Origin of the sequence: Nostoc sp. ChiQUE02 (assembly GCF_034531305.2) — a bacterium.
In the GTDB taxonomy this organism is placed as follows: domain Bacteria; phylum Cyanobacteriota; class Cyanobacteriia; order Cyanobacteriales; family Nostocaceae; genus Nostoc.
On record NZ_JAVRBN020000010.1, the window covers coordinates 32733 to 53849 of the forward strand.

General features: G+C 42.0%; 17 protein-coding genes. 5 read left to right on the plus strand and 12 right to left on the minus strand.

All coding sequences use genetic code 11. From position 1 onward, the window contains the following. Nucleotides 1-188: 188 nt before the first annotated feature. From RM347_RS12885 to RM347_RS12925, 9 genes are all read right to left on the minus strand, one after another. Nucleotides 189-1031, minus strand: a complete 843-nt coding sequence (locus RM347_RS12885; RefSeq protein ID WP_322720378.1) for a 2-isopropylmalate synthase — start codon at nucleotides 1029-1031, stop codon at nucleotides 189-191. Nucleotides 1032-1082: 51 nt separating this feature from the next. Further along, nucleotides 1083-1265: a type II toxin-antitoxin system RelE/ParE family toxin gene (locus tag RM347_RS12890; RefSeq protein WP_416211927.1), complete on the minus strand. Its 183-nt coding sequence runs from the start codon at nucleotides 1263-1265 to the stop codon at nucleotides 1083-1085. Nucleotides 1266-1369: 104 nt separating this feature from the next. Beyond that, entirely contained in the window at nucleotides 1370-1663 is a 294-nt protein-coding gene (locus RM347_RS12895) for a ribbon-helix-helix domain-containing protein (protein ID WP_322720376.1), read from the minus strand. Nucleotides 1664-1731: 68 nt separating this feature from the next. Then, nucleotides 1732-3792, minus strand: coding sequence for a ribonuclease catalytic domain-containing protein (locus RM347_RS12900; RefSeq protein WP_322720375.1), 2061 nt, complete (start codon nucleotides 3790-3792; stop codon nucleotides 1732-1734). 314 nt (nucleotides 3793-4106) lie between these two features. Next, nucleotides 4107-4322 carry a 30S ribosomal protein S18 gene (gene rpsR / locus RM347_RS12905; RefSeq protein ID WP_012411240.1) on the minus strand — a complete coding sequence of 72 codons (216 nt, stop codon included), beginning with the start codon at nucleotides 4320-4322 and terminating at the stop codon, nucleotides 4107-4109. Between the two features lie 2 nt (nucleotides 4323-4324). Then, nucleotides 4325-4519, minus strand: coding sequence for a 50S ribosomal protein L33 (gene rpmG, locus RM347_RS12910; protein ID WP_094333178.1), 195 nt, complete (start codon nucleotides 4517-4519; stop codon nucleotides 4325-4327). Nucleotides 4520-4562: 43 nt separating this feature from the next. Next, on the minus strand, nucleotides 4563-5120 hold the full coding sequence (locus RM347_RS12915; RefSeq protein WP_322720373.1) for an RDD family protein: 558 nt from the start codon (nucleotides 5118-5120) through the stop codon (nucleotides 4563-4565). Nucleotides 5121-5323: 203 nt separating this feature from the next. After that, nucleotides 5324-7276, minus strand: coding sequence for a DCC1-like thiol-disulfide oxidoreductase family protein (locus tag RM347_RS12920; protein ID WP_322720372.1), 1953 nt, complete (start codon nucleotides 7274-7276; stop codon nucleotides 5324-5326). 36 nt (nucleotides 7277-7312) lie between these two features. Beyond that, nucleotides 7313-8617: an NAD(P)/FAD-dependent oxidoreductase gene (locus RM347_RS12925; protein WP_322720371.1), complete on the minus strand. Its 1305-nt coding sequence runs from the start codon at nucleotides 8615-8617 to the stop codon at nucleotides 7313-7315. Nucleotides 8618-9357: 740 nt separating this feature from the next. Between RM347_RS12925 and RM347_RS12930 the strand changes: the two genes are divergently transcribed. Both RM347_RS12930 and RM347_RS12935 read left to right on the plus strand, forming a co-directional pair. Then, nucleotides 9358-9984 (plus strand): PEP-CTERM sorting domain-containing protein, encoded by a 627-nt coding sequence (locus RM347_RS12930; RefSeq protein WP_322720370.1) that lies wholly within the window; start codon nucleotides 9358-9360, stop codon nucleotides 9982-9984. 49 nt (nucleotides 9985-10033) lie between these two features. Beyond that, complete coding sequence (locus RM347_RS12935) at nucleotides 10034-11347, plus strand: molybdopterin molybdotransferase MoeA (RefSeq protein ID WP_322720369.1); 1314 nt, start codon at nucleotides 10034-10036, stop codon at nucleotides 11345-11347. Between the two features lie 93 nt (nucleotides 11348-11440). Here the strand turns inward: RM347_RS12935 and RM347_RS12940 are convergent, their stop codons facing one another. Then, nucleotides 11441-12673, minus strand: coding sequence for a cysteine desulfurase-like protein (locus tag RM347_RS12940; protein ID WP_322720368.1), 1233 nt, complete (start codon nucleotides 12671-12673; stop codon nucleotides 11441-11443). 306 nt (nucleotides 12674-12979) lie between these two features. Here RM347_RS12940 and RM347_RS12945 point away from each other — a divergent pair, with 306 nt between their 5' ends. Next, complete coding sequence (locus RM347_RS12945) at nucleotides 12980-13201, plus strand: DUF4327 family protein (protein ID WP_322720367.1); 222 nt, start codon at nucleotides 12980-12982, stop codon at nucleotides 13199-13201. A 732-nt stretch (nucleotides 13202-13933) separates the two neighbouring features. On the opposite strand, the gene RM347_RS12950 is transcribed toward RM347_RS12945, so the two are convergent. Further along, on the minus strand, nucleotides 13934-14185 hold the full coding sequence (locus RM347_RS12950; protein ID WP_322720366.1) for a hypothetical protein: 252 nt from the start codon (nucleotides 14183-14185) through the stop codon (nucleotides 13934-13936). 785 nt (nucleotides 14186-14970) lie between these two features. Between RM347_RS12950 and RM347_RS12955 the strand changes: the two genes are divergently transcribed. Both RM347_RS12955 and RM347_RS12960 read left to right on the plus strand, forming a co-directional pair. Beyond that, nucleotides 14971-19245: a PAS domain S-box protein gene (locus tag RM347_RS12955; RefSeq protein WP_322720365.1), complete on the plus strand. Its 4275-nt coding sequence runs from the start codon at nucleotides 14971-14973 to the stop codon at nucleotides 19243-19245. A 207-nt stretch (nucleotides 19246-19452) separates the two neighbouring features. Continuing rightward, complete coding sequence (locus RM347_RS12960) at nucleotides 19453-19836, plus strand: beta-lactamase hydrolase domain-containing protein (protein WP_322720364.1); 384 nt, start codon at nucleotides 19453-19455, stop codon at nucleotides 19834-19836. An 866-nt stretch (nucleotides 19837-20702) separates the two neighbouring features. On the opposite strand, the gene RM347_RS12965 is transcribed toward RM347_RS12960, so the two are convergent. Beyond that, nucleotides 20703-20906 (minus strand): HetP family heterocyst commitment protein, encoded by a 204-nt coding sequence (locus RM347_RS12965; RefSeq protein WP_322720363.1) that lies wholly within the window; start codon nucleotides 20904-20906, stop codon nucleotides 20703-20705. Between the last annotated feature and the right edge of the window lie 211 nt (nucleotides 20907-21117).

Below are 21117 nucleotides of genomic sequence, written 5' to 3' on the forward strand. Positions count from 1 at the left end.
AGTTCAGATAAGACCAAAACACTTGTGGAGACGGCGATTTATCGCGTCTCGAAAACCCAAAATTTTTGCCAGAGTCCTTAAATGAACCGTATTGAGTTAAGGGTGGTAAATTGCAAGCCGTAGATCCCCGACTTCTCAAAAAAGTCGGGGATTTTGTTTCTCACGAATGATTTGGGATTGCTATATAGCTATTTTGCTTTTCCAATCCCAGTTATTTGAAAAATTAACTCTGCTGCTTTACTCATTAACGAAGTGTTAATCCCAAGTTGATAATTCCCCTGTTTTAAAACCTCTATCACAACTTGACTGAAATCTGCATTGCCTTTTCTCGCACCCAAACCATTAATTGCACATTCAATTTGCCTCACACCACAACTTAAAGCAATGAGTGAATTGTCTACTGCCATGCCCAAATCATCATGACAGTGTACTGAAATGACAACTTCATTAATATTAGGTACTCGATTAAAAATCATTTGCAGAAGTTGCGAAAACTCTTCTGGCGATGCCAAACCTAAGCTATCAGGAATACTAACAGTAGTAGCACCACTCTTGATTGCAGTTTCAATAGATTTACACAAAAAATCTGGTTCACTTCTGGGAGCATCAAAAGCGCTCCATTCTACATCGTCACAGTAATTGTGTGCTAGAGAAACACTCTCTTTTATTGATGTTAATACTTCTTCTTTACTTAATTTAGATTGATTTTTAAGATTTACCGGAGTATAAGTGTGAATTCTACCTTTTATAGCTGGTTTAATTGCTTCAGCAAGAGTGATAATTTCATTGGGATTAGAACTCGCTAGTCCACAGATAGTACAATTTTTAATTATTTTAGAAATTTGAAAGACTTCATCAAAATCTTTTTGAGAACTTGCTGGATAACCAACTTCAATAATATCTACTCCCATTTCTTCGAGTAATTGGGAGATGGTAATTTTTTGTTGCAGATTCATCTTTACACCAGGTGTCAATTCTCCGTCACGCATGGTGGTATCAAAAATAATGACTTTGTTATCATTTATTGACATATTTCGAGATCAAGCGATCGCTTACATCAAATACAATTTTAAGGAATATCCTCACTTAAGAAAGCTGTCTCTAAAATAACCACTGACAATACGTACAATTTCCACACCGCCATCAATGGGACGATAAAATATTAAGTAATCTTCTACTGGGAAACTCCGTAAACCACTGACAAAAGTATCGAAACTTTGTCCCATATTAGGAAAATCAGCCAACAGTTTACACTGCTGTTTAATTTTTTAGTTGAGTCTTCGAGCCGCATCAAGATTATAGCGGGCAATATAACTGCTAATTTCTTTCAAATCTAATCTAGCTGAAGGCGCTAAAATACACCTACTCATTATTTAGCAGCTTCAGCTTGTTGCATTTGGGCTTGGGCGCGTCGAATGTCTTCCTCTATTTCTGCAAATACCTCTTCACCATCAATTCCTTCACCACGTTCGAGTTCTTCAATACCTTCTTGGATTTTAGCTTTCAATTCTGCTAGACGTTGTTCTTGAACGCGTTGGCGTAGCCCGCCGCAGGCATCGCGTTCATCTAGCAATCTTAATGCTTCACCCATCACCTCACTTACTGAGTGATATAGACCACTATTAACTTTATCCTTAACCAACTGCTCCAATTCTGGGGTCAAAAATATATTTACAATTATTACCTCATTCAATTTACTCTATATGCTAACCGAAAGGAGTTGGAGCAAGGTTAATTCGCTGCTGTTTGAGCTTCTTGATAAATTATTTCTTGAAACTGGATCATATCTTTTTGTGGATCGGCGTGGCTAACTTTCACCACTATCTGTTCACCCAAGTTCACAGAACGTTTGAAACTCATTGGCAACTGCAAGCCCAAATCTTCTATCAAAATTAGGGCTAAGTTGCTGTCTTCTCGCAGCCACATCAACACTGTTACATCCCAAGTTTCCTCTGGATGACGGCGTAAATACTCTAGAGCATAATATCTATTCGTTTGTCGTTCCACCATCGTCACCTCTTGGGTAATGCCGGTGACAGTCATCATCACTTCTTTAAGTTGTTCTGCGGAAAATGGCAGAACTTCACCCCGCAAATGGGCTTTAAGTTGGAAGTGAGTCAGTAAGTCACTGTAGCGGCGGATGGGAGAAGTTGCTTGGGTGTAGGTATCCAAACCCAAACCAGCATGACGCAAAGGCGTAATGCTCATTTCACTCTTGGGCATACAACGACGCATAGCGCAAGCGCGAACGAATCCGGCGGGAAGTAGGAGCAATTCCTCATCTGGAGGTAATTCTGGTTGCGGCTGACCGCGAAACGGCAAAGGTATGTTATGAGCTTTACCATAACGAGCCGCAACTTCACCGGCAACAATCATCATTTCTGCTACCAGTTGGCGCGACGGGGAATCGTCCAAAATGTCAATGTGGATTTCCTCACCTTTGACTTTGATCGTCGCTTCGGGCATAGTGATGCTAATTGCCCCTTGAGCGTAACGCCAAGCTTTGCGCCGCTGTGCCCAAGTAGCGATCGCAGCAATTTCCGGTTCTGCTTGCACCCGTAATTGCAGCATTTCATCTACATCTTCGTAGGTGAGGCGATAAGTCGGCTTAATCAAGCTGGTATGAATGCTGTAATCTTCTACTACCCCAGTTGTACCTAAAATAATCCCGAAACTGAGGGCGCAACAAACTTTTCCCTGGATCAGACTCATTGGCCCAGTTGCCAATACCTCTGGGAACATGGGAATCATTCCCGTAGGTAAATAGACTGTGCTACCCCGCTTTCTGGCTTCTAAATCTAATTCATCTTCGGGCACTAACCATCTAGTGGGATCGGCAATATGCACCCACAGGCGTTCCCGTCCATCGGAGAGTACTTCCCAACTCAGACCATCGTCGATCTCTGTGGTAGTTTCATCATCAATGGTGTAGACCTTCAGGTGAGTCAGATCCAGACGGTTTGCATCTGAGTCAATCGGCGGGAAATCCAAACGCTGTTGCGCCACTTCTAATACCTTATGAGGAAATTGAATCGGAATTGAAGAACGACGCAGGAACAAGTTTTCATAAGGACTCCAGCAACCCAAATCCACCAACAGTTGAAAGGCTCCTTGGGGTGTTGTGGGTCGTCCCAGCATGGTCATAGTTTCTAATACTGGAGCGCTTGGCGGATAAGCGCGAGCCAAGGAGTCATAATTTACTCCCGTCCGCACGGTGTCAGCAAGCAGCGCTGCGTATTTTTCTAGTCCTTCTAAACGCTGGCGATCGTGGCGCTGCCACTCTACTGCCTCACCTTTGAGCGCCTGCTCTACACGAGTTAAAAATTCCTGCTGTCCCTTAGCTTTTAGTGCCTCTACTTCCATCTGGTGCTTGCGTTCTGCCACCTGAGCAGCAGTTCGCGGTTCGTAAGCGTCTCCTTTTTGCTTGAAATAAAGTTTGTCGTCTGACAACAAGCAATAAGCGGCGTAACAATGAGGTGCGGCTGATTCTGAAAATAGCAGATACGCCATTTGCTCTGGGGTGACTGTTTCCCCATCTTCAACCAGTAATTCCCAAGCCACTTCTAAACTAGATGGGTCTAAATAAGGCTTGACCTGCTCCAAAAAGCTGGCAATCTCAGAGGGCTTGTAAGTCTCTTTGGTAACTGTATAGGTTATTTGTCTAGGCGCGAGGCTGTGGGATTGACCACGTTCGTCTACCACAAACCAGCGGGTTTTACCGTCTGGACGTTCTACGATGCCCAGACGGCGATCGCCTTGAACCCTAAATTCAACTAGCGTCCCCTTCTCCACAACTCTCGCACTTTAATTTGGTGAACAGTTTAAATAGTTTTAAGTTAGGAGTTAGGAGTTTTGATTCTTAACTCCTGTACAGACGCGTAGACGCTCGAAGAGCGGCTTCTCGTAAGAGTATAATCGCGTCTCTCCTGTACAGACGCGATTAATAGCCAGCGCGTTGCGGTGAATCCAGCGCTGTAGGCGGGTTTCCCGCTGTAGGCGACTGGTGAACCCGAAGGGGGGTTCCCACGCCACTTCCTTCAAGTCGGCAAAGCCGCCCAACGGAGTGGCTCCCCGTTGTAGTGACTGGCGTCGCGTCTCTCCTCTTTTTAGCCTTCGGCATTAATAAATGGCAACAAAGCCACAATCCGCGAACGTTTAATTGCTAATGTCAACTCTCGTTGTTGCTGAGACGTTAGCCCAGTAATCCGACGTGGCAGTATTTTACCCCGCTCGGTGACAAACTTACGCAATAAATCAACATCTTTATAATCGATTGGTTCTCCCGGCTTGATCGGAGAAAGGCGACGACGGAAATAACTCATCTCTACTTAATTTCCTTGTGAACGGTATGTTTGTTGCAGTGGGTGCAGAACTTTTTCAGTTCTAGCCGGTTAGTGGTGTTGCGGCGATTCTTGGTACTGGTATAACGTGAAACACCAGCAGAACGCTTGTCTGAATTTGTCCGACACTCGGTACACTCTAGTGTCACAATAATGCGGGCACCTTTACTCTTAGCCATAATCTTACAAACAGTGAAGCCTGAAGAGAATTAACACAAATGACTATCTTCTCACATTCCGCCGGATATTTTCAACTAATTTTTTGACTTTTATATCAAGCGAGTAGCCACGACGCGACGAAACTATGAAAGTTCCACAATAGCGATCGTGTAAAGCCTGCCGCATCTGGGCATCAGAGAAAGCAGTCCCACAATCAATTGCTAGGGGAAGTACTAGCAGTATAGCAGTGGGATTGGCTCTAATATTGCTTAGAGCAATTGACACCAAAAGAGCACCCAAGCCGATGATCGCCTCTCGCTTCACTAGTGAGAGCAAATCTGGAATTCTACCCATTACTTGCCCATCTTCGACTTCCAACACCTTTAAATCGAATGCCCAACGCCCTAAACTTTGCCCTTGATTGTTGTATACCAGCAGCACCCGCAAAACTAGCCAAAATATGACAAAAACTAGGATTTGCACAAATTGAATCCCGATATCGCCGCCTCCCAGTAGGGAACTGACTAACCAGACAGCGAGGAAATCAAGTCCCAATGCCATACCTCGCCGCCTAATCTCAGCCTTGGGATAGTGTTTTTGGGGAACTCGTTCGATTGTCATACAAAACAAGTATTTTTATTTAGGGGTTGGGAAATAATGATTGCTCCTGTTTTTAATATTAAGGTGATGACTTGGCTGCTGGCTGCCCTCTGAACTCAAAAAAACCAGCCAACCAACAGAAATTTGTGCAACTGCCTCCTGCCTTCTGCAATAGCTCTGCTTAACATTTCGTTGCATACTTGGAAATTTTCTCCCCGACTTACTTAAGATTTGGGTTTTAAATTTAGTTCAAATATCAGCGATTGCTGAATTGGCTTCTCTAGTCGCCTTTCAGGAGCATTCCATATTGTAGTTTCATAAAATTTAACTGACTTGGCTTGCTGGAATTCGGGGTAACTACGGCTATACACCTGCCAAAGTGCGTTGAGTTGTTGCTGTTTCTTAATTGGGTCGTCAGTTTCTTTAAGAATTGATTTAGTCAAGCCAGTAAATCTATGAGCAGCAAATTCTTTTTTGAGGTCTTTTGGAGCAGAGGGAATAGGTGTACCTGTTGAGCTTATAGGGACAAGTTCAAGAATTACTGTTTGTGGGCCTGAAAGTGAGGCAAATGGGGGATAGGCGGAAAAGGGCCAACCAGTGTAAACCACAGTCAAACCAGCTATAAGATTGGCGATACACAATGTAGTGCCCACCACCATGACTACTTGCGAATAAGTTCGTGGTTGGTAATTTGGTTTTGAAATCTTAGGAATCTCTGCCTGAGGCAGACTACAGGTACGAGAATCGGCAACACGCCGATAAATTCGCTTGGCAATTACTGGTATAGGCCAAACATACAGCAAAGGTAAGATTGGCCACAGAATCGGCATTCTCCGTAATAAAACACGATAGGCTAAGAAACCCTTCCAAGACTTTGTTTCAAAAACTGTGTGCATATCAGCCATCAGTGCCTGTGAGTCTAACCAAAGGAGATTGTGGTTGGTTAGAGCTTGATTATCCAACGCATTGACAAATGTTAACCGTCCCAAAATATCAAATACTCTTAAAGTAGCAATTGTTCGACGACAGAGTTTGCAGTTACCGTCGTAGACAACATACATATCTTTGGGGAAAAGCCGATGCCCAATCCCATGAAAAATAGCATTGAAATCAAAGAATGTTACGTAGGCTTTTAGAAGACTTGTGAAGTCAATTTTCATTAGCTGATAAATCATAAAATGAAAACTGAATCCTGCAAACGGCAGTACAGTTCGAGTTCTAGAAAAGAATATTAGAAAAATAAAAGACAATTCAAAAAAGATTGAGCCAAGCGCTGACAGTTGATACAAGACCGGATACTGATCTAATCTAAACGCTGGTATCCACCCGTCTCGATCCAGCCATATTGAATAGAGCCGATATTTTAGATTCTCGCTGAACGCCCAATCAAAACCAGAATTCAATAATTTATAAAGTCCTGGAAAAAGATAAATGATACTTAATAAAAGCCAGATAAAACGTAAGGGTAGTGCATAGGCTCTAGATAAGCCAGGAGATTCTAATTGACCGCGGTCAGCCCGTTTCCAGGACTTAAAAATAGCATCTAATGATAAAACATCGGCACATGGACTAGCAGCCAAAATTGCCGCAAACCATAATAAATGATGGTAGTGATCTACCTTTCCATAAAACTGGGGAATACCAAGAACGTAGAAACTCAGGATCACGGTTAGCCATGCAGAGGTACGCGTAAAAAGCCCAATCATGGCTGTAAATGAAAATATTTTTAATAGTAAAGTACCTATCTGAGCTATTGTTGCATTTATCGGAATAATATTAATTAACCATCCTGAACCAATTGGCGGAAACAGAAGCTCTTTTGGTAGTTCGCTAAACCATACAATTTGTGAAAGGTCAAGACTAAATATTGATTCAAAAAGAAGAATCCGAAATATAGCTAGGTTAATGGGATATGTTGTTCCTGTAAAAAATTCCCTAATTTTTTTGACTACAAAATGGCGTTTTTGAACTCCCAGCACAAGGAGTTGAAGACAAATGGCAATGAAGATGACTCTTGAAAGCAGTATTCTAGTTTTCAGTTGATCGGGAAACAGGAGGTACATCAACCAAACGGCTATGGGCCACAGAAGAGCAACTAATGAATGAATGAGTACAAGAGTTTTATTGTGTTTATAAAATCTCTCTACTTTTGCTTTTAAAGATACGTTGGATATCATGAAATTTCTACCTTCCTTGTGTAATGTTCGTAATGGTTACTTATGTTGGTTAACTGAATTATTATCTACAGTTTTCCGCGAGTCCCGGTCAGCATAGCTAGCTGACTGCCAGCGATTTTTACTTACTCTGCGCTTTGATCTGTTCCCAGACAACCAGATGTGAAAGAATCTGAATAGCCAATGCTTGCCGACTTGTATGCGATGTCTAAGAGTTGGCATTCGCAGTAGTAGATAAACTAATTGGCGACTTAGATGTCCTATATATCCCTTGAGATTAATGAAGCCGAGACTAGAAACGATCGCTGTGTTTATGCCCAAGGTGAGCATTTCTCCTAAATGCAGATAGTGAAAGTGGCGCAGAGAACGTTTGGTAAGCGAAGCTCGGAGGTTATAGGCGGCACAACTAGCCTGTTGGTAAGCAGACTGTGCTGTAGCCGGGATTGGTTTACCTCGGTAATCGCAGATATTGGCTAAATCACCTAAGGCAAAGACTTCTGGATAATCTACCAGTTGTAGTGTCGGACGAGTCAGCAGTTGACCTTGAGGGTTTTGCCGACAATCTAGATGCCGCAAGGATGAGTTGACACCAGTCCCTGCCGTCCAAAGTACTAAGTCTACGGCAACTGTTTTCACTTGACCCTGGTTTTCTAGGGTCATGGAGTCATAACCTATAGATTGAATGTTGGTTTCGAGATCAACTCTGACTCGATGTGCTGCTAAAACCTGATGGGCTGTTTTCTGGCTAAAGGTTGTAAAGGACTTCAGAAGTGTTGCCCCTCGTTCAATCAGGTGTATCTGACCTCGCTCTTGCAAACGGTCAGCCAGTTTGCCGGCTAACTCTACACCACTTGGGCCACCACCTGCGATCGCAACTCGGATGATAGATTGTTCTGAAGCTTCTAGAGATCGCAGTTTTGCTTTAAGTCGGTCTGCATCAGCTAGTGTCCGAAAGGGTAAAGCATAGCTAGCAGCACCAGGAATAATGTCTAACGAGGTCTCTCTTCCTACTGCCAAGACTAGTCTATCGTAGGTTAAGACCTGTCCTGCTTGCAATCGCACTTGGCGATTTTTGAGATCAACTTGCTCTACTGTACCTCGACAAAACTGAATATCAGTACCTACTAGTAACTTGAGATAGGGAGGTGCAATTTCCCACTGCTGGAATTCTTGCGTAACGAATTCATAAAGAAATGGTGTAAATAGAAACCGGTCGTTTTTATCAATCAGAGTAATCTGAGGTTTGAGCGATCGCTTCCAAGGGAATCTATCCAACTGCAAAGCAGTGTATAGTCCAGCAAATCCACCACCCAGAATATAAACTTGAGCAGGGGTTACATTCATAAAATTTTTTAAGGAGGCAGAAGGCAGGAGGAGCAAACTCTAAGAGAATTCAACTCCGGATGATTTCGAGCCACGTAAAAAGCCTTACCCTGCGGGAAGCTGACACAACAGTGGGGTCTTAGACCCTTGCTCCCTCTGGTTGGTTTTATAAAGCAGACGGCAGTTTTCCTCCCGTCCCCTGTTTTTCTTGATAAATATCAACTACAATTCACGGCTAGAGATTGAAGTAGCATTTAACCTAAGCAATTACAAATTCTGGTTTTTAATTTTTTAAAAGTTAAGCTTGTATAAGGTTAACAACAGTAATACTACCATGATTACTAAAATCGGACTAATAAAAGCTGAAACCTTTACCTAGACTGGGTGTAGGGGTAGGGTTGCAAGTTTTGGAAGAATAAAGAAAAATACAAACAAGTCCAAACATCAATGCGTGTCCGTTCGTGCAGCCTGTCCGAAGGGCTTAGGATCAGAGTTCAGTGCCTTTATGTATATGAAGTTATTATATACATTGAATTTTTCTCGCCGCCTTACTTAAATTCGATATCTACTGAGCAATGAAAGCGTTATTTTTTAGTGAGTGTCTATATCTCTGAACCTTCGTAAACACTACTACCGAAGAAAACTTCCTATTTTCTTGATTCCTGCTAACTTTCCCAGAATGGCTTGAGCTTTCATTCTGTTTTTGAGAAATATTGTATTGTTGTAGAAACTTAATTTTAATTAATTTGGAAGTTGTATCTATGACACATCTGTTTACTAAAACAGCTATTAGTATGGTGACGACTACTGCTTTAGTATTAGCGATCGCCATCACAACTAACGATTTAGCTCATGCTGCTGAGTTCAACTTTAACTGGAAGGGAGACACTGGTTATTCAGTTAAAGGTTCATTTAACTACGATACAACAACTGCTCCAAGCGTAATTTCTGAAGCAGGTTTGGGAGCTACGAAGAACTTGCAGTCCCTCTCAATTTCCTTCTTTGATCCCTTGAGTACTCTCATAAATAGTTTCACCCCAGTGCTTAATGGTGTATCTAACTACAGCTTTTTGAGATTCAATTTTGATAACACTACTCAGCAAATCTTTGGCCCATTTGATGTTGGCAAGGATGATAACCTTCCTGGTGATACATGGCTCAATAATAATCTCGCACTCATAGACGAAGGTTTTAGTGATGAGGTTCTAGCTAAAGAATTTGGTTTTAACAATAGAGATGCAGCAGGCACAAAGCAAATACTAGATTTAAGTAACAATTCGGTTAAGGTATCCAAAGTCCCCGAAGGGAGCATAATTATAGGTTTACTAGCAGTGTGTAGCTTGGGATTTAGCGCTCAGAGAAATCTGGACAAAGCTACTCAAGAGTAGACTCAGTGTTACTTTACAGGGATAAAGAAAAAAGTCGGAGGCGATCGCTATGTTATCAGTCAGCGATGCAGAAGCAATTATTTTAAATTTAGTCCAACCGTTGGACGATCAACGGGATACAGAAGTTGTAGATTTATTGGCAGCCGATAGTCGCATTTTGGCAACACCTGTCACCAGTCCCCTAGATTTTCCCCATTGGGATAATTCGGCAATGGATGGTTACGCAGTTCGCTATCAAGATGTGCAGCACTCTAGCACCGAACAACCAGCCGTTTTAGAAATTGTTGAAGAGATTCCGGCTGGGTATCAGCCCAAGTCTACGATTCAACCAGGGCAAGCCGCGCGGATTTTCACAGGTGCGGCGATCCCAGCAGGTGCGGATACTGTAGTCATCCAAGAAAAGACACGTCGGGAGGAAAACCGCGTATTTATTCTGGATGCGCCAAAACTGCAAGAATTTGTCAGACACAAAGCATCTTTTTACCAAGCTGGAACACAACTACTACCAGCAGGAATTAAGTTAAAGGCTCCAGAAATTGCCGTATTGGCAGCAGCACAATGCCCGCAATTAAATGTTTATCGTCGTCCACGTGTGGCAATTTTTTCCACTGGTGATGAGTTGGTGACAGTCGATCAACCACTGCAACCAGGGCAGATTGTGGATTCCAATCAGTATGCGCTGGCAGCTTTGGTAAAGGAGAGTGGGGCAGAACCGTTAATTTTAGGTATTGTTAAGGATGATCCAGTTGCTCTGGAGAAAGTCATTACCCATGCCGTTGCGATCGCTGATATAGTTCTCTCTTCTGGTGGCGTCTCTGTAGGAGATTATGACTATGTTGACAAAATTATAGAGTCGCTAGGAGCAAAAATCCACATTCGGGCTGTGGAAATGAGACCAGGAAAACCCCTTACCGTCGCCACTTTCCCCAATACAGACGCGATTAATCACGCCAGTACAGACGCGATTAATCATGCCAGTACAGACGCGATTAATCGCGTCTCTACTCGTTCCCCACTTTATTTTGGTTTACCAGGAAACCCTGCTGCTGTGTTGGTGACATTTTGGCGGTTTGTGCTACCAGCAATCAAGAAACTTTCGGGAATTACTGAAGGTTGGGAACCAGTATTTTTGAAAGTGCGATCGCATCATGAATTGCGATCGGATGGCAAGCGTGAAACTTACCTTTGGGGTAAATTGCATTTAATTGATGGAGTTTACGAATTTCACAAAGCTGGTGGTAGTCACAGTTCCGGCAATTTAATTAATTTAGCTCAAACCAATGCCTTAGCTGTTCTCCCGGTGGGTAAAACATTAATTTCTTCACAAGAAGAAGTGCAAGTTTTGCAGCTTAGTAATGAGTAATGGCGAGTGGGAACGCAGGAAAAGAAGCAAGGAGAAAAGTTTTCCCCTCTGCTCCCTGCTCCCTGCCCCCCTGCCTCTTTTCAATCCCCAATTTTAAAATACCTGCTCAAAAGCCTCAATCAAGCTGTTAACTTCCTCAAGGGTGTTGTAATGCACCATACTCACCCGGACTATTCCACCTTGTGATGCTAACCCCAGGTATTCAATCAGCCGTTTAGCATAAAAGTCGCCGTAGCGAATCCCAATATAATGCTGGTCAATTTTTGCCGGAATGGTTGAGCTATGCATTCCATCTACCACAAAAGATATAGTTGGCACACGGGATTGACGGTCAGGCTTTGATTGACCAATCACTCGCACATTAGACTTGCTGTTGAGGTAATTTAGGAGGCGATCGCTAATCTTTTCTTCATGTATGCTAATTAAATCAAATGCCTGCACCATTTGATTTCTCAAATCAGGTGCAGCTTCATTCCCGTAATGCAGTTGTGCTAACTCACTTAAATAATCACATAAACCTAACATTCCATAACTTAATTCAAAATTGACATTCCCTAACTGAAATTTATAAGGTATATCTGTCTGTTCAATAAAATAATGGTTCAGACCAGGCAATCTTAATAAATGTTCTTCTTTGCCATAAAGTAAAGCATGATGTGGCCCATAGACTTTATAAAAGCTCAAAGCATAAAAATCAACATCCAAATCTTGAACATCAACTAATCTGTGGGGTGCATAAGCTACACCATCCACACAAATCATCGCGTTGCGATCGTGCACAAATGCAGCAATTTCTTTGATCGGGTTAATGGTTCCCAGAACATTAGATGCATGAGTCAAAGCTACTATTTTGGTGCGCTGACTCATCAATGGTTCTAAATCTGCTAAATGAAGTTCCAAGGTATCTGGGCGAACTTGCCACACTTTAACCTTCATTCCTTGTTTTTCAAGAGCGACCCAAGCACCAATATTGGCCTCATGGTCACAATTAGTAACAATAATCTCATCACCAGGTGTGAAGGTTTGACCCAGACAAATTGAGAGAACTTTCAACATCATTGTAGTAGATGGGCCCATGACTACTTCTTTAGAAGAATTGGCATTAATGAAAGTAGCCATTCCTCTAGTTGCTAGAGCCAATCGTTCTCCTGCAAGTTGAGAAACCCCATAAGAAGCTCCCAACTGGACATCAGAACTCAAGAGAAATTCGCTAATTCTATCTACTACTTTTTTCAAGGTTTGTGACCCGCCAGCATTATCAAAAAAAGTCCATTCACCAGCTAGGGCGGGAAAATATTGGCGAACTTTATCAAGATTCAGGAGCATAGTATAAGTGTTCTAGAGAATGTTCTTTACCCTAGCCTACCTTTTGGCAAGTCGCCCAGAGAGCACCTACATCCTCTTTTAGTGTTTACAGCTTGTTGTGCTAGCGTTCCTGCTCTGTAAGAATCTATCTAGAGGGGGTATACTTGGGACTCAAAGAGTATCTTACTGAGATATCTAACTTCCAGCAAGGATTAATGTCTTGATTCTTCACAATTTTCGCCAATTTTATTTGATAAGTTTAAGGGAGAATAAAAGCAACTATTGTTTTGATTCTTAATTCCTTGATTGAAAACAAAGGAACCAGTTATGAACACTACGGTTAAATACGACATCGAGGTTATCAAGGAAGAAGCGCTTCAACTTGTTAAAAAGAGACTTGTTAACCGTCAGCAGCCAATTTATACCCTCTGTAAATATATTCCTCATCGTGATTGGGTTAATTTTGAACTTGAGTTAGAAAAAAACGAGTTTCTACTCAGAGATAGAATTATTGACCTACTGAATCACGAATCGTGGGAAGACGATTAAAGCTGCATTTAGGAGCTAAACCCCATCAACAGCATCCCAATAAAATACAAAATTACAAATTAATTTTTCAGCATTAAAAACCCTCGCATTAGTCGGGGGTTAGAAATAAGAGATTATTCAAGTAATCAATAAATCTTGATGGATGGGTTAGGCGTTTGAGAAAAGGAGAGAGCCAACGTTAGCATCGCAATCATTCTCTGTTAAAGGCTACAGTGTACTCATATAGCAGTTTTGTTTTGCATGAAGTAAAAGTTACGGGTTTGGAGGCAGGAGGCTGAAACTCTTTAGGGACTTCCAGAAAATAAATTATCCAAATTTACTCAGATAAGATTTTTCTTTCTCCCCCTGCTCCCTGCTCCCTGCCCCCCTGCCTCCACAGCAATAGGATATTTTTTTAGTTGGAAGTCCCTTATATCTGATGCGTGAGTCCTGCATTTTGTACCTCACTTACAAAGCAAACTGCTATAAGTCTTTTAGAGTTGCCCCACATGCTTACCATTGTTCTCTCATTCCCATGCAGAGCATGGGAATGGCTGATGGAGGCAGAGCCTCCATTCGCCTAACCTCAGAAGCAATCTCACCTCTTTGGCTGTGGGTTTTAGGAAATTCCTTGTTTTTGGTCTAGCTGTATTAGTTAGTACCTTATAGTTTGGCTACAGCCTCGCTTTTATGGCAATTTACTACTGAAATCAAGAAAAAACAATTATACTAAACTATTCCAGTCAATTGGTATTAGGTAGATAACTCTTCTAGCTCTATCCATTCGGTTATAGATTGCCATCGGCTTGCGTAAACAGTACTATTTCTACGTTTTTCTTTTTGAGCTTTTCTAGGTAGTTTTCCCATAACAGTATCGGCGAATGAACTGGATTCGTTCCAATTATAAACAGGCATTTCCTGCCAGCAGTGGCGACAAAACCAGTAAGTCTCTGCACCGCGTATATGTTCTAAAAGTAAACTTGAACAACAAGGGCAGTAATTCATATTTTTTTCAAATCCTGTTAATAAAAGTGTTGTTTAAAATCAGGGCGACCAGTTGATAAGACCGTAGATATTTAAAACAACCTGTCTATATTTTGACTATAGTCTTTGAATATGAGGAACTTGTGAGGAAAATAGAATACTTAATGCTTCAGTAAAACTTATACATATTTCTTAAGTAATGCTCTCTAGCTTATTTAGCTATCTCTTCACAAGATCCTCAAATTATCTTTCGTATAACTATATATAGTGGAAATAGTGGAACTTAGGAGCAGCCTGATTGGCGGCGTGCCACCTACTATGAATAGAATAAACAAGTCAAATCCTCTTCCCTTCTGCTTTCTACCCTCTGACTTGTTTGTTGAAGTATTGCTGGAGGTTTTTTATCAAAACAGCCGAAAGCAAGAACTTTCTGGCGACGTTCACGAGCAAGGGATTAATATCTCCACTCATCAATTAATTTCAAAGATTTCACACTAACAAGACTACTAATATTCTCAATTAAGATAATCTCTTGAGATAACAGATCATCTATCTGTAATTTGACAATAGAATGAGTTTGGCGACTCTAAAATTCTATCTACTTCCTGGTTTAGTTACTAACTTGCACTATGTCCCCAGTCTTAAGTCTTGTAGGATTTACAGGGCGTATTTATCAATTTAGTTGATTAATTCTCGATGAGAGCCAAATAATTCTTGATTTTCACCAGATTGCTTCTTTTAGCTCTCACTAGCTTCTGCTAGCACGTCCTAATATCAAAAAGATCATTAGAATTGACAAATTAACCATGCGATTCAACGATCAAGTGATTAACTTACCCAGATTAAATCATGTTATTAATCGTTCTCCATTAACGATTAGCCCTGATAGTTTTGTAGTCGAAGCTATTGTCTTGATGAGTCAGGAAACATATAGTAATTATACACATACTAATTTAAATTATTCATTAGATTTAAACCCTGGAAATCAAACATTAACTGGTTGTATCTTGGTTTTGGAGGGAGCGGATTTATTAGGTATTTTTACTGTACAAGATGTAATTAGGCTTATAGCTTCGGGAATAGACTTATCCACCGTGACAATGGCTGAAGTGATGACGCAGCCAGTCGTTATGCGTAGACAATCAGATTCTCAGGATATTTTCAGCGCCTTATCGTTATTGCGTCAGCATCAGACTCACTATTTGTCCGTTTTGGACGATCGCGGGCAATTGCTAGGAATTATCACTGAAACTAGCTTGCTACAAGCCTTTGACCTGATCAAAATGGTTGGGGTGGTTGAAGGCTTACAGCAATATTTACAAAAACCCACAGATGAAGTCAGCCGAGTTAATCAGCCAATTGAGATAGAGCAAATCTGCTGCCAAACTCAAAATAACTTAAAACTATGGGTTGAGGCACAATCAGCTGAAATCAACCAAGCTAATCAGGAACTTCAGCAAGCCCTCGAAGAACTCCAGGTAGTGGAAGAAGAACTGCGCGAACAAAATGAAGAGTTGGCCGCTGCCCGTGAGCTAGTAGAATTGGAGCGTCAACGTTACCAAAATTTGTTTGAGTTCGCTCCAGATGGTTACTTGGTCACTGATACAGCAGGTGTTATCCAAGAGGCTAACCGAGCAGCAGCAACCTTGCTGGCTGTCCGCCAAAAATATTTGGTCAACAAACCATTAATTTTATTTATTGCTCGCCAAGACCGCCAGACTTTTGCCACCCGACTGAATAATTCGCAGCAGGTACAGGAGTGGGAAGCTTACCTAAAACCAAGGGTAGGTAAAGCTTTTCCAGTTAGGATTAGAGCCGCTGCCATGTACGATTCAGAGGGGAAGCAAGTTGGCTGGCGCTGGTTACTCTGCAATATTAGCGAACGCCAACAGGCAAAGGAAGCACTGCGCCAAGCTTACGATGAGTTAGAACAACGAGTGGCAGAACGGACAGCAGAACTTGTTATGTCCAATGTCCTGTTGCAACAAGAAATTACCGAACGCCAACGCGCCGAGAAAGCGTTACAACAAAACGAAACCCTCTATAGCCAACTCGTAGAAAGCCAAACTGACATAATTATCCGCATTGATTTGCAAGGACAGATTACCTTTGCCAATGTGGCTGCTTGTGAAACCTTCGGCTGGAAACGAGATGAGTTTCGTGGTCAGTCATTTTTCCAGTTTTTTCATCCAGATGACTTACCTCAAGTGATAGAAAAGATCACAGCTTTCGGATCTTCATTCCATCCCTTGACTAATTGTGAGCGACGTGCATTCACCGTCAATGGTATCCGCTGGTTTCAATGGAATGCGATCGCAATTCATGATGACAAAGGAGAGGTTGTTGAAATACAAGGGGTAGGCAGAGATATTACCGAACAGCAAGCCGCGCAGCGCGATCGCCAACTTGCAGAAGTTGCACTGCGCCAAAGCGAGGAGAAATTTCGCAATTTTGCCGAAAACACCCAGGCTATCATCTGTATTGCTAGCCCAGATTCATTCCATCCCTTGTACATTAGTCCTGCTTATGAGACTATTTGGGGTCGCTCTTGCCAAAGTCTTTACGACCAGCCAGACTCTTGGCTAGACGCAATTCATCCAGACGATCGCGATCGCGCCACCCAATCAGTAGAGCAACTACTTAGTGGTAGTCAATCTAGTTCAGCAGAATATCGGATTTTGCGACCTGATGGATCGGAGCGCTGGATTTGGAATCGGGGCTTTGCTGTCTATGATGACCAAGGAGAAGTTGACTACTATGGTTGCATTGCCGAAGATATCACCGAGCGCAAACTGGCAGAAGAATCACTGCGCCAAAGTGAGGAGAAATTTCGCAATTTTGCCGAAAACACCCACGCAGTTATCTGGATTTCCAGCCCCAATTCATTCCAAACCTTATACGTTAGTCCTGCCTATGAAAAAATTTGGGGTCGCTCTTGCCAAAATCTATTGGAGCAGCCTGAGTCCTGGATAGACTCCGTTCATCCAGACGATCGCGATCGCTTAACGATTGCAGCAAAGCAACAGCTTATTAATAAGTCGGTTTCAATAGAATATCGAATTTTGCGACCTGATGGATCGATGCGCTGGATCTGGGATCGGGGCTTTGCTATGTATGATGAGCAAGGAAAAGTTCAGTACTATGGTGGTATCGCCGAAGATATCACTGAACGCAAACTGTCCGAAGAGTCACTGCAAGAAAGTGAAGCGCGATTGAGTTTAGCTACCGAAGCTGCCCAAATGGGTATATGGGATCGGAACTTGAGCGCCAATACTAGTATTTGGTCTGCCAACATGGGGCCACTTTATGGTCTGCCGAGCAACACCTTGTGTCCAACCTATGAAGACTATCTCAACTTAATCCATCCAGAAGACCGCGAATCTGTAGCTGCGAGTATCGCTCGGATGATTGAAGAAGGAAAGGGATCTATAGAATATCGAGTTGTCTGGCCCGACGGCAGCCTACACTGGTTAAACTGCAAAGGTCAGGTCTTCTATAACGAAATCGGTCAGCCGATCCGGATAATCGGCACAAATAGGGATGTCACTGAGCGCAAGCTGGCAGAACAAAAAATCTCTGAACAAGCCGCTCTACTTGATATCGCTACCGACGCCATATTAGTTCGAGATTTCCAGTCTCAAATCTTATTCTGGAATAAAGGTGCAGAGCGGATGTACGGTTGGCTCTCTACAGAGGTTATAGGACAAGACCTCCAGGAGATTTTGTACCCAGCAGAAACTCAGCAGCAACTGGAAGTACCGCTAAAAAGCGTAATTGAGAGTGGCTCGTGGCAAGGTGAGTTATCTAAAGTTATAAAATCCGGTAAGAAAATTCTTGTGGAAAGCCGCTGGACATTGATGCGCGATCCTGAGGGAAAACCCAAATCTATCCTGACTGTTGAAACTGACATCACCGAAAAGAAACAACTCGAAGAGCAGTTTTTTCGCACCCAGCGATTGGAAAGCCTGGGTACCCTTGCAAGTGGTATTGCCCACGACTTGAACAATATATTGACACCAATTATGGCAGCGGCTCAGTTGGTAAAGGGAAAATTTTTCCAAGATGAGGAGCGTTCTGGGCAACTGTTGGCACTCGTAGAAACCAACGCCAAACGCGGAGCAGCTTTAGTGAAGCAAGTCTTGTCCTTTGCACGAGGATATAAAGGAGAGCGGACAATTATCCAAGTTGAGTACCTGATTTCAGAAATTATCCAAATTGCTCAACAGACATTTCCCAAATCTATTGAATTTTCCACGGTTATCTCAGAAAATATTTGGGCGATCGCTGGGGACAGCACACAACTGCATCAAGTGCTGATGAATCTGGTAGTAAATGCCCGCGATGCTTTGCCAGATGGCGGCAATATCAAAATTTCTGCGGAAAATAAGTTTATTGATGAAGCTTATACCAAAATGAATCTCGATGCCAAAGTTGGGCATTATATTGTGATTACCGTTGCAGATAACGGAATTGGGATACCGCCAGAAATATTAGATAGAATTTTTGAGCCATTTTTCACCACAAAAGAGGTCAACACAGGTACGGGACTCGGTCTTTCAACAGTGCTAGGAATCATTAGAAGCCACGACGGTTTTATCAAAGTGTCTAGCAATGTTGGTAGAGGCAGCAAATTTGACCTGTTTTTACCAGCAGTGCAAGCAACTCAAGCATCCAAGATAGAAGAGATGGATCTACTCCCAGGAGAGGGAGAATTGATTTTGGTTGTAGATGATGAAGCCCAAATTCGAGAGGTTGCCACAATCATCCTAGAAAACCATAACTATAAGATACTAGCTGCCAGTAATGGCATAGAGGCGATCGCACTCTATGCCCAACACAAGCATCAAATCAATGCCGTGTTGATGGATATAATGATGCCGGAGATGGACGGAATCACCGCTATTCGCACCTTGCAAAAAATGAACAAGCAGGTTCAAGTTATTGCCTGTAGCGGACTGAACTCAATGGAGGTGTTTGCTCAAGCTGCCGATGCTAATGTGCAAGCATTTTTATCAAAACCCTATACGGCCAAAGAATTATTGAACAGTTTACACAACTTATTCAGAGGCGAGGAAAGATAAGGGGAAGCAGAGGGGCAGGGGAGGCAGAGGGGCTGGGGAGGCAGGGGAAGAAGAACTATTGATTATTGACGAATGACTAATGACTAATGACGAATGACGAATGACTAATGACTAATGACTAATGACTAATCCCTCACAAGTTCCTCAAATTGTTTTCCTATAATCTCAAGTCTGGGCAACGTCGGCAAAATAGGGTTAATCCGGCTGATGAATATTGTTAGAAAGATTAATGATGAGTTAGCGATCGCAGGGCAAATTACACTAGATCAGCTACAACAAATAGCTGATGAGGGTTATAAGTCTGTCCTTAATCTCTGCTTGCCCGACGAAACAGGCTGGCTGGCTGACGAGCAGGAGAAGAGTAAGTTTTTGGGATTGTACTACGTTAATCTCCCAACTAAACCTGAAGACATTAATCATCAAGGTACGCTCCAGATATATCAGGTCATTACTGAATTACCCAAGCCCATTTTGATACATTGTGATAACTCAATTCGTTCAGCCGCAATAGTATTGTTGTATATCGCCATCAAACAAGGCATAACATTTGAAAAAGCATTTGAAAAAATTATTAGCTTAGGTTTGATATAGCTATCAAATTATTATCAAAATATTATTTGACGTTATAAAAAATATTCTCTAAATTAATTAATGCAAATTTTCTAGATATTTAAATATTGGTTTACTTAGTGAACTTATTCTAGTAGTTTAGGACATAAGGCAATCATAAATCATCGACAATAAGAGAGTTCCAAGCCTATTCTCTGTTCCTTGATATAAATGAGTTTGCCGCCATACACTATCTGTTTTTGGTACGTTCCACTCCGCTTTAACACACGCTACAAGTTTAATAATTATATCAAGTGCGATTAATCACTTATGATTACCACATCTGTGCAAAAATCGTAAAAGCCTCTTTCCCCCTGCCCCCTGCGGTCTAAATGATAAGTGGTTACCCGAACACGATATTACTTTGGGTTTTCACCCTAAATCCCTCTCCCAAATTTGGGAGAGGGACTTTAAAGCTTGCTTGTAACTTATATAAGAATCCGATTTGATTTCTGAAAAAATCTAAGTATCTGTAGGGTGTGTTATCGGCGAGAGTACGGCACCAAAGCCTTCGGACGGTGCGTTAGCCAGAGGCATAACGCACCCTACTGGCGTGTCAAGGCTAAATTGTTGCAAAAAAATTTGTAGGTTGGGTTGAGGAACGAAACCCAACACTCCTATTAATGTTGGGTTTCGCGTTGCTCAACCCAACCTACATCTAATGCATCATTTTAGCTGTGCCAGGCCACTACTGGCGTGGCAAGGCTAAAATAGTGCAATATAAAATTTGTATTTTTCCTAAAAAATAAGGTTTTACCACAATTATCTATTGCATCAATTTAGTCTTGTCACTCCACTACGTATATTTCAAAAATCAAATATGAGTCCTATAGCAAACTTTAAAGACATCATAACTGGCTATTATCTTTCTTTAAACGACTGTAAGTTCGTTGGGGAATATAGTGGGGTGGATTGCAACCAACGAAACGCAAAATTAGTACACAAGCCCAGGAATATCGACCATCAGTAATGGCTTCTATAACCTGGTCTAATTGTTCTGGACTAATAGCTTTGTGAAAATTTTTTTGAGAAGAAGAAATTTGGTAGTTCATAGCTAACCCTGATGTAACTTATCTAAATTGAGGTGTATCAGTTTATCGCACCATATTCTGTTTCCTGAATTGGGTTGAGCAACATATCTGCAATACAACGACAACAGATGATAATTTTGGCAGTGACTATTTGATCAGCCTTTAATCTGCTTACATTTGGTTTGATTATGCTAAAACCTGCTGGATTTAATTCATTTATGGGGTGATGTTC